The sequence below is a fragment of the Nocardiopsis sp. NPDC006938 genome (assembly GCF_042869555.1).
GTDB lineage: Bacteria > Actinomycetota > Actinomycetes > Streptosporangiales > Streptosporangiaceae > Nocardiopsis.
This window is the reverse complement of sequence record NZ_JBIAGA010000001.1, coordinates 496729-511216: the sequence shown is the minus strand read 5'-3', so window position 1 is coordinate 511216 and position 14488 is coordinate 496729. Positions and strand designations below refer to the sequence as shown.

8 protein-coding genes are annotated in these 14488 nt (G+C 69.9%); 4 read left to right on the top strand and 4 right to left on the bottom strand.

The genetic code is table 11. The features are described from left to right. Window positions 1-42 precede the first annotated feature (42 nt). From ACFYL4_RS02225 to ACFYL4_RS02215, 3 genes are all read left to right on the top strand, one after another. Window positions 43-1395, top strand: a complete 1353-nt coding sequence (locus ACFYL4_RS02225; protein WP_357765018.1) for an MFS transporter — start codon at window positions 43-45, stop codon at window positions 1393-1395. Continuing rightward, window positions 1392-2324, top strand: coding sequence for an ornithine cyclodeaminase family protein (locus tag ACFYL4_RS02220; protein ID WP_387515771.1), 933 nt, complete (start codon window positions 1392-1394; stop codon window positions 2322-2324). Before ACFYL4_RS02225 ends, ACFYL4_RS02220 begins: the two co-directional genes overlap by 4 nt. A 903-nt stretch (window positions 2325-3227) precedes the next feature. Beyond that, window positions 3228-4400 (top strand): DNRLRE domain-containing protein, encoded by a 1173-nt coding sequence (locus ACFYL4_RS02215; protein WP_387515770.1) that lies wholly within the window; start codon window positions 3228-3230, stop codon window positions 4398-4400. A gap of 331 nt (window positions 4401-4731) precedes the next feature. On the opposite strand, the gene ACFYL4_RS02210 is transcribed toward ACFYL4_RS02215, so the two are convergent. From ACFYL4_RS02210 to ACFYL4_RS02200, 3 genes are all read right to left on the bottom strand, one after another. Then, window positions 4732-5349 carry a dihydrofolate reductase family protein gene (locus tag ACFYL4_RS02210; protein WP_387515768.1) on the bottom strand — a complete coding sequence of 206 codons (618 nt, stop codon included), beginning with the start codon at window positions 5347-5349 and terminating at the stop codon, window positions 4732-4734. Between the two features lie 226 nt (window positions 5350-5575). Then, window positions 5576-6331 carry a 3-oxoacyl-ACP reductase FabG gene (fabG, locus tag ACFYL4_RS02205; protein WP_387515766.1) on the bottom strand — a complete coding sequence of 252 codons (756 nt, stop codon included), beginning with the start codon at window positions 6329-6331 and terminating at the stop codon, window positions 5576-5578. A 239-nt stretch (window positions 6332-6570) separates the two neighbouring features. Then, entirely contained in the window at window positions 6571-9807 is a 3237-nt protein-coding gene (locus ACFYL4_RS02200) for a BTAD domain-containing putative transcriptional regulator (protein ID WP_387515764.1), read from the bottom strand. Window positions 9808-10165: 358 nt separating this feature from the next. Here ACFYL4_RS02200 and ACFYL4_RS02195 point away from each other — a divergent pair, with 358 nt between their 5' ends. Next, window positions 10166-11767 carry an MFS transporter gene (locus ACFYL4_RS02195; RefSeq protein ID WP_387515761.1) on the top strand — a complete coding sequence of 534 codons (1602 nt, stop codon included), beginning with the start codon at window positions 10166-10168 and terminating at the stop codon, window positions 11765-11767. Window positions 11768-12254: 487 nt separating this feature from the next. Here ACFYL4_RS02195 and ACFYL4_RS02190 read toward each other — a convergent pair whose 3' ends face one another. Then, entirely contained in the window at window positions 12255-14327 is a 2073-nt protein-coding gene (locus ACFYL4_RS02190; RefSeq protein ID WP_387515759.1) for a DUF262 domain-containing protein, read from the bottom strand. Window positions 14328-14488 lie beyond the last annotated feature (161 nt).

Below are 14488 nucleotides of genomic sequence, written 5' to 3'. Positions count from 1 at the left end.
TTGAGGCCCCGCTTCGTCGGGCCCTGATCCGAGGAGTTGTGAGTGGCCTCGCAGCACTCGGTGGTCGGTAAACCGGCCACCAACCGCCGTGTACTCTTTGGCAGCCTGAGCGGCAGCGCGATCGAGTGGTTCGATTTCTTCCTGTACGCCACCGCCGCGGCGCTCATCTTCGACAAGCAGTTCTTCCCCAACGACGATCCCGTGATCTCGTTGATGCTGTCGTACCTGACCCTGTCGCTCACCTTCTTCATCCGGCCGTTCGGCGGGATCGTCTTCTCCCACATCGGCGACCGGATCGGGCGGAAGAAGACCCTCGTCATCACCCTGTCGCTCATGGGCGGCGCGACGGTGGCGATCGGTCTCCTGCCCACCTACGACCAGGTCGGTCTCCTGGCGCCGGTCCTGCTGATCCTCTGCCGGATCATCCAGGGCCTCGCGATCGGCGGGGAGTGGGGCGGCGCCCTGCTGCTGGCCTACGAGTACGCCCCCGAGAACCGCCGCGGCTTCTTCGGCTCCGTGCCCCAGACCGGCATCACTATCGGCATGCTCATGTCCACGGTCGCCTTCGGGCTGGTCAGCCTGCTCCCGGACGGTGCCTTCGAGGCCTGGGGCTGGCGCATCCCCTTCATCGCCAGCATCGTCCTCGTCTTCGTCGGCCTGTGGATTCGCAAGGGCCTGGCCGAGACGCCCGCGTTCCGCGAGGCCAAGGAGAGCGGCAACGTCGCCAAGCTCCCCATCCAGGACACCCTGCGCGACCACTGGCGGTCCGTGCTCGTGGCGGTCGGCGCCAAGGTCGTCGAGACCGCGCCGTTCTACATCTTCGCGACCTTCGTGGTCAGCTATGCGACCGGCACGCTCGACATCCAGCAGTCCGTGGTCCTCAACGCCGTCAGTGCGGGCGCGCTGGTCAGCACGTTCGCCATCCTGCTCATGGGCGCGCTCTCGGACCGTTTCGGCCGCCAGAAGGTCTACCTCGGCGGGACCCTGCTCATCGCCCTGTTCGCGGCGCCCTTCTTCATGCTGCTCGACCTCCACATGAACTGGGCGGTGTACGCGGCCGTCGTGATCGCCCTCGGTGTGGCCTGGCCGCCGGTCACCGCCACCCTCGGCACCCTGACCTCCGAGATCTTCACGACCCGCGTGCGCTACACCGGTGTGACGCTCGGTTACCAGATCGGCGCCGCGCTCGCGGGCGGAACCGCCCCGCTGCTGGCGACCTGGCTGCTCGCCCGCTTCGACGGCGCCTGGTGGCCGATCGCCACCTACCTGGTGGTCCTCGCCGTCATCTCCTTCACCGCCGTCGCGGTCTCCGGCAGCGTGGTGCGCAAGGAGACCGCCCTCATCGAGGCCCGTGAAGGGGCCTCCCGTGACGAACAGCCCGAGGTGTCCGCATGACCCAGACCCAGACCGGTCTGCCCCTCGTGAGCGCCGGGGAACTACGGGAGCGGATCGGCCCCCGCCGGGCGTTCGAGCTGATCGAGCGCGCCCTGCTGGACGGCTTCGACCCCTCCGAGGACCCCGCCCGGGTCCACGCCGGGGCGGGGGACGGGCACCTGTTGCTCATGCCCTCGACCCTCGGCGACTGGGTCGGTGTCAAGGTCGCGTCGGTGTCTCCGGACAACCCCGCTCGTGACCTGCCCCGCATCCAGGCCGTGTACATGCTGATGGACGCCAGGACCCTCACGCCCAGGCTGCTCGTCGACGGTGTCGCGCTCACCTCGCTGCGCACTCCGGCCACCTCCGCCGTGGCGGTGGACCGGTTGGCCGCGGCCGACGCCTCCCGGCTCGTGGTGTTCGGCAGCGGCCCCCAGGCGGTCGAGCACGTCGTCGCGGTGGCGCAGGTCCGTACGCTCACGAGCGTTCGGATGGTCGGCCGTACCGCGCACCGTGTGGACGCCGCCCTCCGGGAGCTCGCCGAGCGCGGCATCGCCGCCGAGGCGGGGGTCGGGTCCGACGTGCCCCAGGCCGACATCGTCGTGTGCGCGACCTCGGCCAAGGACCCGCTGTTCGACGGTTCCCTGGTCAGGGACGGGGCCTGCGTGGTCGCCATGGGTTCGCACGAGGCCGACCGCCGCGAACTGGACGCCGCCCTGATGGGCCGGTCGTTCGTGGTGGTCGAGGAGAGCGGCGCCGCCCTGCGCGAGTGCGGCGACGTGGTGCTCGCCATCGAGGAGGGCACCCTCACCGAGGCCGACCTCGTCGGCCTCGCCCCGCTCGTCCGGGGTGAGGTGGCCCGGCGTACCGACCGGCCCAACGTCTTCAAGGGTTCCGGTATGTCCTGGGAGGACCTCGCTGTCGCCGTGGGTGTCGCACCCACCCTCTGACCGGTCCGAGGGCGGACCAGTCGCCCGGGCCGAACCGTCCTGTCGGCCCGTGTGACACCGGGCTCCGCACCGCGAGACGCATCGCGGTGCGGAGCCCTTTCGTCGGGTCCGGGACGGGCGCACCGCCCCGGCACCGGCCTCCAGGCAGGCCCACCGGGTTCGTTTCCACGCGGTACCCGTCTCCAACACGCGTGACGCGCCCGACCGCGAGGCAGGGGTTGACTTCGAACGCGCTCGAAGTCCTGGTGTTCACGTCGTGAACCACGACACCACCGTGCCCGTACGAGGTCACGGCCCGTATCCGCTGCACCGATCCCGCGCGGGTTCCGGAGGCCCGCGCCGCGCTGGGCGACCTGGCCAGGCGGACCCGGGACGAGCCGGGCTGTCTCGGGTTCTCCGTCCCTGCGGTGGCTCGCCGCGGACCGTCGCACCGGCCGCAGCAGGCCGATCGCTCGTAGTACCGCAGTGTGTGGGGGGAGAGCCCGGAGCGCTCGGACATCAGCGCGACCGTGAGTCCCTCGGCGCCGGTTTGGTCGTGCACACCCGGCAAGGTACCGGGTTCCGGTCGGACCGGGACGACGGGGCGACGGGATGACGGGGCGCGGCCGGGTGCCCGGCGGAGGCCGCCGCGCGGCTGACTTGTTTCGGTTTGTTGTGAAATGACGTTTTATGGTTTCCGGATATTGCCCGGCGGAAATTCCGGGGTGATTCCGTGTGTGCGGGGGGCTCCGTGAGGGCTCTGTTTGCCTTGTGGGGTAATGGTGGTTTTGGTCCGGGTGAATACCCCCGTTGTTTGTCGATTGCGGTGTGAATTTGGTAAATTCCTCGTAGTTGAAGGCGCGGCTCCACGTCTCGCCGGAATCGTTTTTCGGTCACAGTTGGAAGGTGTAGGCACACACCGTCATGCGTCGTACCCTGACCCGCGCGACGGCGGCCTGTGCGAGCCATGCCCTGGTTCTGGTACTGGGGGTGGCCGTGGGGGTGGCCGCCCCCGCCGCAGCTGACGAAGGCGTCACCGCCCACGGGCGGGCTCCCGCGACCTTCTCGGAGTCCGTCGACCCCGTCTCCGGAACCGTGCCTCCCGAGCGCGGTACACGGAATCCCCCGGATTCCGCCGACGCCGTTTCCGGGGAAAGCGCTTTCGGATCGTCTCGCGCAAACCCGATGTCCGCCGAGGTCGCGAGTTCCCGGTCGGCGTTCGTGGATCGCGCCTTTCCGGACCTGCCCTCCCGCGTGTCCGAAACCGGAAGTGTGGGCACGGGGCGCCTCGCGTGGGAGGACCGCGTCTACACCCGAAGGGCCCTCTTCCGATTCCCGGTGGCACACGATTCCGGTACCGCGGTGGAATCCGCCGTTCTCCGTGTGGAGGTGGCCTGGTCCTACGACTGCGCGAACGACTCCCTCGTGGAACTGCGCCGGGTCGGACCCTTCGACGAGAACGCCACCTGGAACGACCAGCCCACGGCCCACGAACTGCTGGACACCCGGAACGTGCGCGGCGGTCACCCGTCCTGCCCGGTCGAGGGCGGTGTCGAGTTCGACGTGACCGAGGCCTACCAGCGGGCCCTCGACGCGGGGGAGGACCACCTCCACCTCAGGATGGGCGAGCGCGACGAGTCCGGAACCACCGCGTGGCGCCGTTTCGACGTCGCCGACGCCCCGCCGGTGCTGGTGGTCGACCACGCTCCTGCGCGGGACGCGAACCCCTCAGCCGAGGACACCCGTGCCACGACGGCGACAGCGGGCCCCGGTCCCCGCCTCGATCCAGCCCCCGGCACGTATCGGCACGACTCCACCGCCGACCCCCTACCTCCCGTGGAGCTCCCCGCGGTCCCACCGACCCGGCGAATCGACCACGTCGCTCTCACCGACCCCACGGGCATCCACCGGGTCGACGAGGAACGCACTCCTGGCTCCCGTACACACCACACGGCCGCCCCTGTCGGCGAACGGTCGGCCGACGACACCGCGGACCGGGCGAGGGGACCCCCATCCCCCCGCCACACGACGACCGACCCCGGGTGCGACAGCCTGGGAACCGGTTGCCCGTGGACGTCCCCTCACACCGACACGTGATCCTCGGGCGCGGACGCGTATCGGTGCGGCGCAGCGGTCATCGCGGCACGGAGCACCATGGTGGGGTGCCACCGGCGGTCGGTGAACCCGTACCCTCCCACCCGGCCACCGGGCGCAGTGGCCGAAGGCGGAAGGTCCGGTACCGCGCCAGCCGAGAGAGCGAACGTCCCGGAACCCGGACGTGCCCGGAGCGGAACCCGGCGGGGCTCCGCACCGGGAAGCCGCGGAGGCCCGGAGCCGCCTGTGTGCGTGGGCAGCACACAGGTGTACTCCGGGCCGCCGCGGAGCGTTCGCGTGCCACGAACAACACACGTCGCTCCTGGAAGGAGGTTCAGGTCAGGGCGTCGACACCCTCGTAGTCGGCCAGTGGGGCCGCACCGGTGGTCGCGTACTCCAACAGGAGCACACCAGCCGGGGTGTCATCGCGCCCGACCAGGCGCAGCCCCGTGCTCTGCGACGGGTGCGTGAACAGGCGTCGTCCCTCACCGACCACGGTCGGAGCGACGACCAGGCGGAGCGTGTCGACCAGCCCCCCGGCCAGGAGCGCACCGCCGAGTCTCGCGCTGCCGTGGATCTGCACCTCGCGCCCGGGTCGCTCCCGCAGCCTCCGCACGCCCTCCACGTCACGCAACACCGTGGTGGGAGCCCACGTCCCCTCGGCGAGGGTGGAGCTCACGACGTACTTGGGGAGCGAGTTCATCCGTACGGTGAACGGGTCGGGCTCGGTGATCCGGGGCCAGTCGCGCGCGAAGGCCTCGTAGGTGCGTCGGCCGAACAGCAGACCGTCCGCGTGGTCCAGCCACTCCGAGGCGGTCCGCACGAACGCCGCGTCCATGAAGGGAACGAACCAACCGCCGCGACCGAAACCGTCGGAGGTGTCCTCGTCGGCCGACCCGGGCCCCTGGCTGACGCCGTCGAGCGAGACGAACTGGGTGAGGGTGATCTTCACGCGGGCTCCTCTCCGACGGCTCGACCACCGTCGCCGGTCCAGTCTCACACCCGGGCGGCCCCCGTCCCCGTATCCACGCCGGGTGGCCCGCATCGTCCCAGGAGACCCGTCCCGTCGGGTCCATGAGTTCCGGACTGATGGTGGCCCGCGTCGACACCGACCGCATCGACCCCTCCTCCAGGTCCGCGCGCGAGCAGTGCGAGATCCGCTGACCGCGGGCACGGCCTCAGACGGGGTCGGGGAAGGCGCCGCCGTCCTCGGGCAACACCTGGCCCCCGTCGACGACGATGGCCTGGCCGGTGACGAACGACGCCCCCGGGCCTGCCAGGAACATGCAGGCGGCGGCGATGTCGCCGACCTCCCCGATCCGCCCGAGAGGGATCGCCGCGCGCATGCGTTCGAGGTAGTCCGGTCCCATCTCCTCCAACCCCTCGGTGCGCACGTTGCCGGGCAGCACGGCGTTGACGGTGATCCCCCGTGGCGCGAGTTCCAGGGCGGCGCTGCGCATGAATCCCAACTGGGCCGCCTTGGTCGCGCCATAATGCGACCAGCCCGCGTACCCGGTCAACGGTCCGGTGATGGAGGAGGTGATCACCACCCTCCCCCTCCCCGAGAGGGTCAGGGCCTCCACCGCCGCCCGTACCGTGAACACGGTGCCCTTGAGGTTGGTGTCGATGACCCGGCCGAGTTCCTCCGGGTCCATCGTCACCAGCGGGGACGAGGGGAACACTCCGGCGTTGGCGCAGACCACGTCGAGCCCGCCGGTGTTCCGCACGGCCCGTTCGACCACGCGCGCGCAGTCCACGGGGTCGGCCACGTCACCGACGGCCCACTCCATCCCCGCGACATCGCGAGCTGCCTCCCGCGCCCTGTCCTCGTCGCGCCCGACGACCAACACCTGGTCCCCGGCCTCGGCGAACGCCCTGGCGATGCCGAGCCCGATCCCCCTCGTGCCGCCGGTCACCAGAACCGATCTGCCCACAGCCGCCCCCCGTCGCCGGACCGGTCACCGTCGTACCCCGCGAGGGGACGGCGGAACCCCGCCCCTCAGGCCTTCGCGGCGCCGTCACGGGGTCGCGAGCGTGCCCGGTGCTCCTGCCTGGACACGTGCGCCCCTCCAGCGCACCCGCATCGCACTCCCCTGAGCACCCGTCCTGACGGGACCCCCGCGGGTCCGGGACCTGGAAGGACCCCGACCCTCCACAGGTGGGCGACAGCGTTCTACCGAGAGGGAATGACGCTCGATCCCACGGTCCGCGCCATCTCGGCGCGGAACCGCTCCTCTCCCAGGGCGGCGCGCACCTTGGTGGTGATCCGGTCGACGTCCCCCCGCTCCCCGGGCGGCAGCGGGACACCCACCGACGCTCGTGCCGCGACCGCCGCCCCGAGCAGCCGGGCGGCGTCATCGTCGCTCTCGGCGAGCGCGTACGCCCCTGCGAGCCCTTCGAGCGCCAGTGCGATCGCGCGCGGGTCCTGCGTGGCACAGGCCGCGTCGTACCCCTGCGTGTGCAGGTCCCGAGCCCGCTGGGCGTCACCGCGCAGCTCCGCCGCGAAACCGAGTTCGGAGAGAACCAACGCGACCCCGGCGTCCCAACCTCCCCGACGGTTCCAGTCGAGCCAGTGGGCCAGGTGGGCCTCGGCCGCCTCCAACCGCCCCTGTCGACGGGCTCCGATCCCCAAACCCAGCTCGGCGAACTGCTTCAGGGGCTTGTTCGCCTGGTCGGCGGCCAGGCGCATGGCCCTGTGGTGGAACGCGTCGGCCTGTTCGAAGTCGCCGTTCAGCAGTGCCACTCGCCCGAGCCCGGACAGTTTGTACGAGACCTCCGTGCGCAGCTCCAGATCCTCGGCGATCCGCAACCCCTCCCGGTGCACATGCTCCGCGCGCTCGTAGTCGCCCGTGATCTGGGCCAGGATCGCGAGGGCGTCGGCGGCCTGGAGCACGCCCCAACGGTCCCCGAGCTCACGGAACACGTCCATGCTGTGCTCAGCCTCGCTCCGGACGGCCGCGAAGTCACTGCGCAGCAGCGCGTCCCAGGCGCGAACACTCAGCGCCGCGGCGAGCCCCCACCGGTCTCCGACTCGGCGGGAGGTCTCCAACGACCGGTTGACCAGGCCCTCTCCCTCGGGCGCATCCGGCATGGCCGAGCCCAGAAGCAGTTCGGCCCTGGTCCGCCTCCGCAGATACCGGTCGTCCAGGCGGGGTCCACGAGACACCTCGCGCCTCGGTGACACCGTCTCGACAGTGTCGACGTCGTCCCCCGAGAGCGCCGCAACGGCCGCCCACCACGAGGTGGCCAGGTCCCGCAGGCCGTCGGGCGCCGCCCCCTCCAACGCCCGGGCGCGGGCCAGCGCGCGGCGGCCCTCGCCGAGTCGTCCGCGCAGCACCCAGTACCAGGACATGGCACACACCAGGCGGAGCGCCAGCTGCGCCTCGTCGCGCCGTAGGGAGCTCTCCAGGGCGGCGCGCAGGTTCGCGGCCTCGGCGTCCATCCTGCGCAACCACTGGCGCTGCGCGTGTCCCCGCAGACACGAGTCGGCACGTTCCGCCAGTTCGACGTAGTAGAGGTCGAACCTGCCCTGCGTGGTGACGGCCTCTCCGGCCTCCCGGAGTCGGGCGACGCAGTAGACCGAAACGGACTCCAACAGCCGGTAGCGGGGGGTGTCCCCGGGGACCACCACGACGAGTGAACGGTCCACCAGACGGGCCAGCAGGTCGACCACGTCCGCGCGTTCCACCCCGTCACCGGCGCACACCTCCTCGGCGGCGGCCAGTATGCAGCCGTCAGGGTGGACCGCAAGCCGCCGAAGCACGGCCTGCTCGTTCCCGGTGAGCAGCTCCCAGCTCCAGTCGATCGTCGCCAGGAGGGTCCTCTGCCTTTCGGGTGTGTCCCGTCGGCCGGAGGAGAGCAGACCGAACCGGTCGTCGAGGCGGGCCGACAGCTCGTGCACGCCCAGGGCGCGCACCCGTGTCGCCGCGAGTTCCAGGGCGAGGGGGAGGCCGTCCAGCCTGCGGCAGATCGCGGCAACGGCCGCGGTGTTGTCGTCGTCGAGGGCGAACCCGGGAGCCGTGGCGGCCGCCCTGGCCACGAACAGCCGGACGGCACTGGCCCGGCACGAGACGGACGGCTCGGCCGAGACCGGAGGCGACTCCAGGGGCGGGACCTCCCGCAACCGCTCTCCGGAGATGCCCAGGGGCTCCTGGCTGGTCGCCAGGATTCGCAGGCCGGGCACCGCTCTCAGCAGGGTCTCACTCAGCGTGGCGGCCGCGCCGACCACGTGTTCGCAGTTGTCCAGGACCAGGAGTACCTCCTTGCCGGACAGAGCTTCGCAGACGCGCTCGACCAGGGGCGTACCGCCCGGCCTCGGTACGGGCGCCGGTCCGGCGGGGACGTCACGGACCCCAAGCGCCTCAGCCACGGCCTCCGCGACCCGAAGTGTGGAGTCCCGCCGGGTCCGTTGGTGGGACCTCTCCAAGGACGCCAGTTCGACCATCCACACCCCGCCACCGAATGCACCGGCCATGCGTGTGGCCACCTCGCACGCGAGCCTCGTCTTGCCGACGCCACCGGGGCCGGTGAGCGTCACCAGACGCGCCTCGCCGAGGAGCCCCTCCGTCCTCGAAGCGTCCTCGTCCCTGCCGATCAGCTCCGTGAGAGGTGCTGGGATGGTGAACGGGGGCCGTACGGGTTCCCGGGCCGGGGCGCCCAACGACAGACCGGGGTCCTGCCCCAGGATCGCCTGGTGCAGGGCCACCAGGTCGGGTCCGGGATCGACCCCCAGTTCGTCGGCCAGGAGGACCCGGAACGACCGGTGGCAGTCCAGCGCCTCGCCCTGGCGCCCCGACCGGTAGAGGGCGAGCATCTGCGCGGCGCGAAAACGCTCCCTGAACGGATGGCGTTCCACCAGATCGGCGAGTTCACCCACCAGGAGCCCGTGTTCCCCCAGCTCCAGCCGCGCCTCGGCCTGCTCCTCCAGGGCCGTCAGGCGCTGCTCCTCCAACCGGGCGATCTCGGCGCCCGCGAACGGCTCGTCCGCGAAGTCCGCCAGGGCCGGCCCGCGCCAGAACGCCAGGGCCTGTGTCAGGAGCGCGGCCCTCCCGTGCGGGTCCCCGTTCCCGTGTGCCCGGGCGAACAGAGCCCCGAAGCGGTCGGCGTCGAGGGCCTCCGGGGGCGTTCGCAGCTGGTAGCCCGGCCGGAGGAACACGATCGGATCGGCGCCGTCGGGATCAGCCTGCCTCAGCACCCGGCGCAGTTGGGAGACCTTGCTGCGCAGGACTCCGGAGGGGTTGGCCGGAGGGTCGTCTCCCCACAGGGTGTCGATGAGGCGGTCCGTCGGCACGGGGGCGCCCCGGTGGACGAGCAACACGGCCAGCAGCGCCCGAACCTTCGTCTCGGGGACTCGGATGGCTCTGCCGTCGGAATCCCACAGCTGGAGCGGACCGAGGATGCCGAATCGCATACGGCAACAGTAGTGCAGGCAGGGCGGGAGTCGGCCCCGGGCGCGGCGGCACCGGAGGAGACGCAACCGCGCCGGAACGTTACCGGAACCCTCGGGTCGCACCGTGGTGGGGTGCGGAGCCCGGCCGAGCGTGAGGGAATGCGACTGGCACCGGCACGTGTGGACGACCGAACCGGCGGAGCGGCCGACGGACTCCTCGCGCGCGACCCGGCCCCGGGCTCGCGCCGGTGCGCGACCGACCCGCCGCTGGAACCGACGCGACCACCGGGGACGTGCGCCGCCGCCTCCCGGAGGGCGGCCTCGGCGACGCCCCACCCCCAGCACGAGCAGGATCACCTTGGAAGAGAGTGCACGACCTATGCCATCGCAGACCTCCGACACGGCCGGTGTTCGCGCCGGCGCGAAGGAGTGGATCGGCCTCGCCGTCCTGGCCATGCCGACGCTGCTCCTGTCCATCGACATGACCGTGCTGTACCTGGCCCTGCCGGAACTGAGCGCGGACCTCGCCCCCACCAGCACCCAGCAGCTGTGGGTCCTGGACATCTACGCCTTCATGATCGGCGGATTCCTGGTCACGATGGGCGCCCTCGGCGACCGCATCGGCCGACGTCGACTGCTCGTCATCGGCGCGGTGGTCTTCGGCGCCGCCTCGGTGCTCGCGGCCTACTCGGTCAACGTCGAGATGCTCATCGTCAACCGGGCCGTCCTGGGGCTCGCGGGTGCGACACTGATGCCCTCCACCCTCGCCCTCATCCGGAACATGTTCGAGGACCCGCAGCAGCGCGCGGCGGCCATCGGCGTGTGGATGATGTGCTTCATGGGCGGCATGGCGATCGGTCCACTGGTCGGCGGCCTCGTCCTCCAGTACTTCTGGTGGGGGGCCGTGTTCCTGATCGGCGTTCCGGTCATGGTGCTCCTGGTGGTCACCGCACCGTTCCTGCTCCCCGAGTACCGTGCCCCGGGCGCGGGTCGTCTGGACGTCCTGAGCGCCGTGATGCTCGTGTTCACGATCCTGCCGGTCATCTACGCGCTCAAGGAGTTCGCCTCGAACGGCCCGGGAACGTGGTCTCTCCTGGCCCTGGTGACCGGACTCGGAGTCGGCGCGCTGTTCGTCCTCCGCCAGCGCGGGCTGGCCGATCCGCTCCTGGACATGGACCTCTTCAAGAACCGCGTCTTCAGCACCGCCCTGGGAAGCATGCTGTTCGGCGTGATGGCCATGAGCGCGGTCATGCTGTTCGTGACCCAGTACTTCCAGATGATCCAGGGGCTGTCGCCCCTGCGTTCCGGCCTGTGGCTGCTTCCCTCGGTCGCGGGCATGATGGTCGGGTTCATGGTGGCCCCGGCCCTGGCGGCCAGGATGCGTCCGGGCACCGTGATCGGTGGCGGGCTCGGGCTCAGCGTGCTCGGTTTCCTCGTTCTCACACAGGTCGACGCGAGTTCGGGGTTCGGCCTGCTGATCGTGGGCCAGGTGGTCCTCGGTATGGGCATCAGCCCGCTTCTCGCCCTTGGGACCGACCTGATCGTGGGTTCCGTTCCCCCGGAGAAGGCGGGCTCGGCCGCGGCCATGTCGGAGACCTCGGGAGAACTGGGTGGAGCGCTGGGCGTGGCCACGCTCGGCAGTGTCGGTGCGGCCGTGTACCGGAGCCAGATGGCCGACGCCGTCCCGGAGGAAGTTCCCGCCGCGGCGGCCGAGAGCGCGGGCGAGACCCTGGCCGGGGCGTTGGCCGCGGCCCAGCAGTCGCCATCCCACGCCCAGGCCCTGATCGCCCCAGCTCAGGAGGCGTTCACCCAGGGGATGAACACGGCCGCCGGGGTCAGCGCCGCCCTGCTCGCGGTGGTGGCCGTGTTGACGACGATCCTCATGCGCCACATCCGTCCCATCAGCGGGGAGGCCGGGGAGAACACCGCCGAGCCCGTCTCCACCAGCGGGGACGGAGCCGTTCCACAGACCCGGGACTAGGGTCCCCACCGCGATCCGGCCCGCGAGCACCGCCGAGGGCCGGTCGGGCGCCGACGAAGGCGGAGCCCCGGTTCGCGGGTCCTCGTGCACTCGCTGGCGCCCGTTCGGCAACGCGAAAGCCCCTGACCGCTGCGCTGGTCAGGGGCCTGAGCCTCCGGGGCGAGTGACGCGGGTCGTGAACGCTGGTGGGGAGTGTCCTGATTGCGGTAGCGAGAGAATCCGGAAGGCCGTGGGGGAGGTGGCTGCCGGGTTGCCCCGCGTCCCACCGGGTGCACCACAGGGAGCTGGTTCGACCCTTCTTGGGACGGCGCGAAGACAAAAGTGATCGCATGCGCCATACCAATCCGGCGAGGACGACTCCGGAACTCGGCCCGGAGCCGGGGCGGCGCCACACCGGGAGAGCACCCGGCACGAGAAGCACGTGCCCTGGGAGACTGAGCCACACGAGGGCGGCGCCTTGGTGCCAGGCGCGTCGAACGCGCTTCCCCTACTCCCCGACCTGGTATTCGTAGGCTTGACGGACCAGCCCCAGGACGTGGTCCACGTCCTCCTCGGCGCCCAGTACGACTTGGACGTTGCCGTTGCCCGCCTTGCCCTTCCCGGTCACGTCCCAGGCCATGGCGCGCTCGTCGTGGAGGGACTCGAAGGGCATGTTGAGGGTGAGCTTCAGCCGCTCGCTCTGCGCCACCACGTCGACGAAGTTCGTCTCGGCCTTGTAGGCGATGTACCGTTTCAGGAAGGTCTCCGTGACGACCTCGTCCAAGGCGAGCACCCGGCTACGGAACTTCTCGAACAGCGTCAGCAGCGGCCCCGTCAGATTCGGATGGTCCTCGATGGAGTATCCGGATTCCGTGGCCGAGCCTCCGGTGTGCGGGAAACCCTCAGGTCGGACAGGACGCGGCCAGATGTCCACGGCCTGCGCCGCCAGCCGCTCCGCACGTTTCCTGATGGTCACTTCGTTCCAGGATTCCAGAGTGCCGAGCCCCCTGTTGAGCCGTAGCGGGCTCTCCCGAAACCCGCCCTCCATGTCCCGCTTCTCGGCGAACGGTCGGTCGCTGTACTCGGAGTTGTAGCCGGTCAGCGTCAGATTGCCCAGTGTGTGCACACAGCGCTCCTGAATCTGGGCCCAGTCTGCTCCCAGATCCTCCCGCCACTGGGCGGAGAGCTTCTCGTTCTGCGGCAGAATGTGCTCGATCGTGTAGTCCTCGATCGAAACGTGTTCTTTCCTGTCGAAGTTCTCCAACCGTCGCAACAGGTACGACCGACGTTTGAAGTTGTACATGTTGGCCTTGGTCAGTTCATCCTTGAAGTCCTCGTCGGAGGGAAAGGCCCGATAGCTCTTCAAACCCAGCAGATGTGCCTGGACGCTCTCGACGTACCTCTCTTTGTCGATCGCCTTGGTGAACGTGCTGAAGGTTCTGTTGAGCGAGTTGGTGGGCACGCGGCAGACCGCGCGGCGGAAGATGTAGGAGGTGACCATCTCGACGATGGTGACCAGATCGTCTCGCTGGAGGAGGCCGTGTTCGTAGTCGGTGTAGAGCTCCAGCAACAGCGGGTAGACGACGTCAGCCTTGATCTCCCTCAGGTCTTGGAAGGCCGCGGCGAGAAGCTTGTCGTCCTCCTGTCCAAGGGCCACGGCGCAGTATCGCTTGGCGTAGGCGTGTAGTTCGCGGACGAGGGCCTCGATCTCGACACCTTCGGTTCTGAAGGCCTGCGCATGCTTCTTGTAGGCCCCATAGACGTTGTCGAAGCGCGGGATCTCACCGGTGACGACGGTGAGGTAGTGGCGTACGAAGTCGTCGAACTGCTTCTCGTAGGCGGCCTGGCCGAAATCGGTCTCCATCGGCCGCCAGTAGGTGTTGTAGAGCTTTTCCTGGACGGGTGGTGCCTGGCCCATCAGCACGAAGTTGCGGATGAGGTCCGCCTGTGACAGTTGCAGTCCGGTGGAGTTCATGGACTCGAAGATCAACTGCGGGTTGTCCGATGCTCGGTCCAACCGAATGTCGACGACGACCAGCTTGGCGAGTCCGCGGCAGACGTTTCCCAGGTCCGTACTCGGTTTCGCGAGGTGGTCCAGGAATCGCTGGTGGTTGTTGCTCACGCTCTCAGACGGGTTCGACGGCAAGGGGGTGCGGCCGATGACGGCCTTCAGCGTTTCACGGTCCTTCTCCGACAGTAGAAGCTTGAAGTAGTCATCGCCCTCCTCGTCGTTGTTCACCAGGTAGCGGTTGCGCAGCTTCCTGGGCGAGAAATCCGGTAGTGGAAAGGGTGTGCCCTCCGGAAGACTCTCGAGGGCGCGCGCCAGGGCCGAGACGAGGAGCATCACCGTGGTCATCCGCTGCTGACCATCGATCACGAGATGGGGCTCCTGCGTCGTCAGGTTCGACAGCCCCTTCTCCACATAGACGATCGAACCGGTGAAGTGCGAAGTCAACGTGTCGTCGCGGCCAGCGCGCTCGATGTCGGCCAACAACTGGTCGCACTCCGCCGCGGTCCACGAGTACGCGCGCTGGTAGATCGGTATGACGAACTGGTGACCCTGCTGGATCAGTTTCAGCAAGGGGGTCTCGGATGCTTTCACCGTGCTGGAGAGCCTTTCTGGCCATGGCCCTGAGCGAATCCGTTGGGGCGCCACGCGTGTGGGCTACTGGTGTCCCAGCGAGGGTTCGTTGCCGTCATCGCGGATTCACGGGGGATCTGTCTGAGGCACAGGGGGGAGGT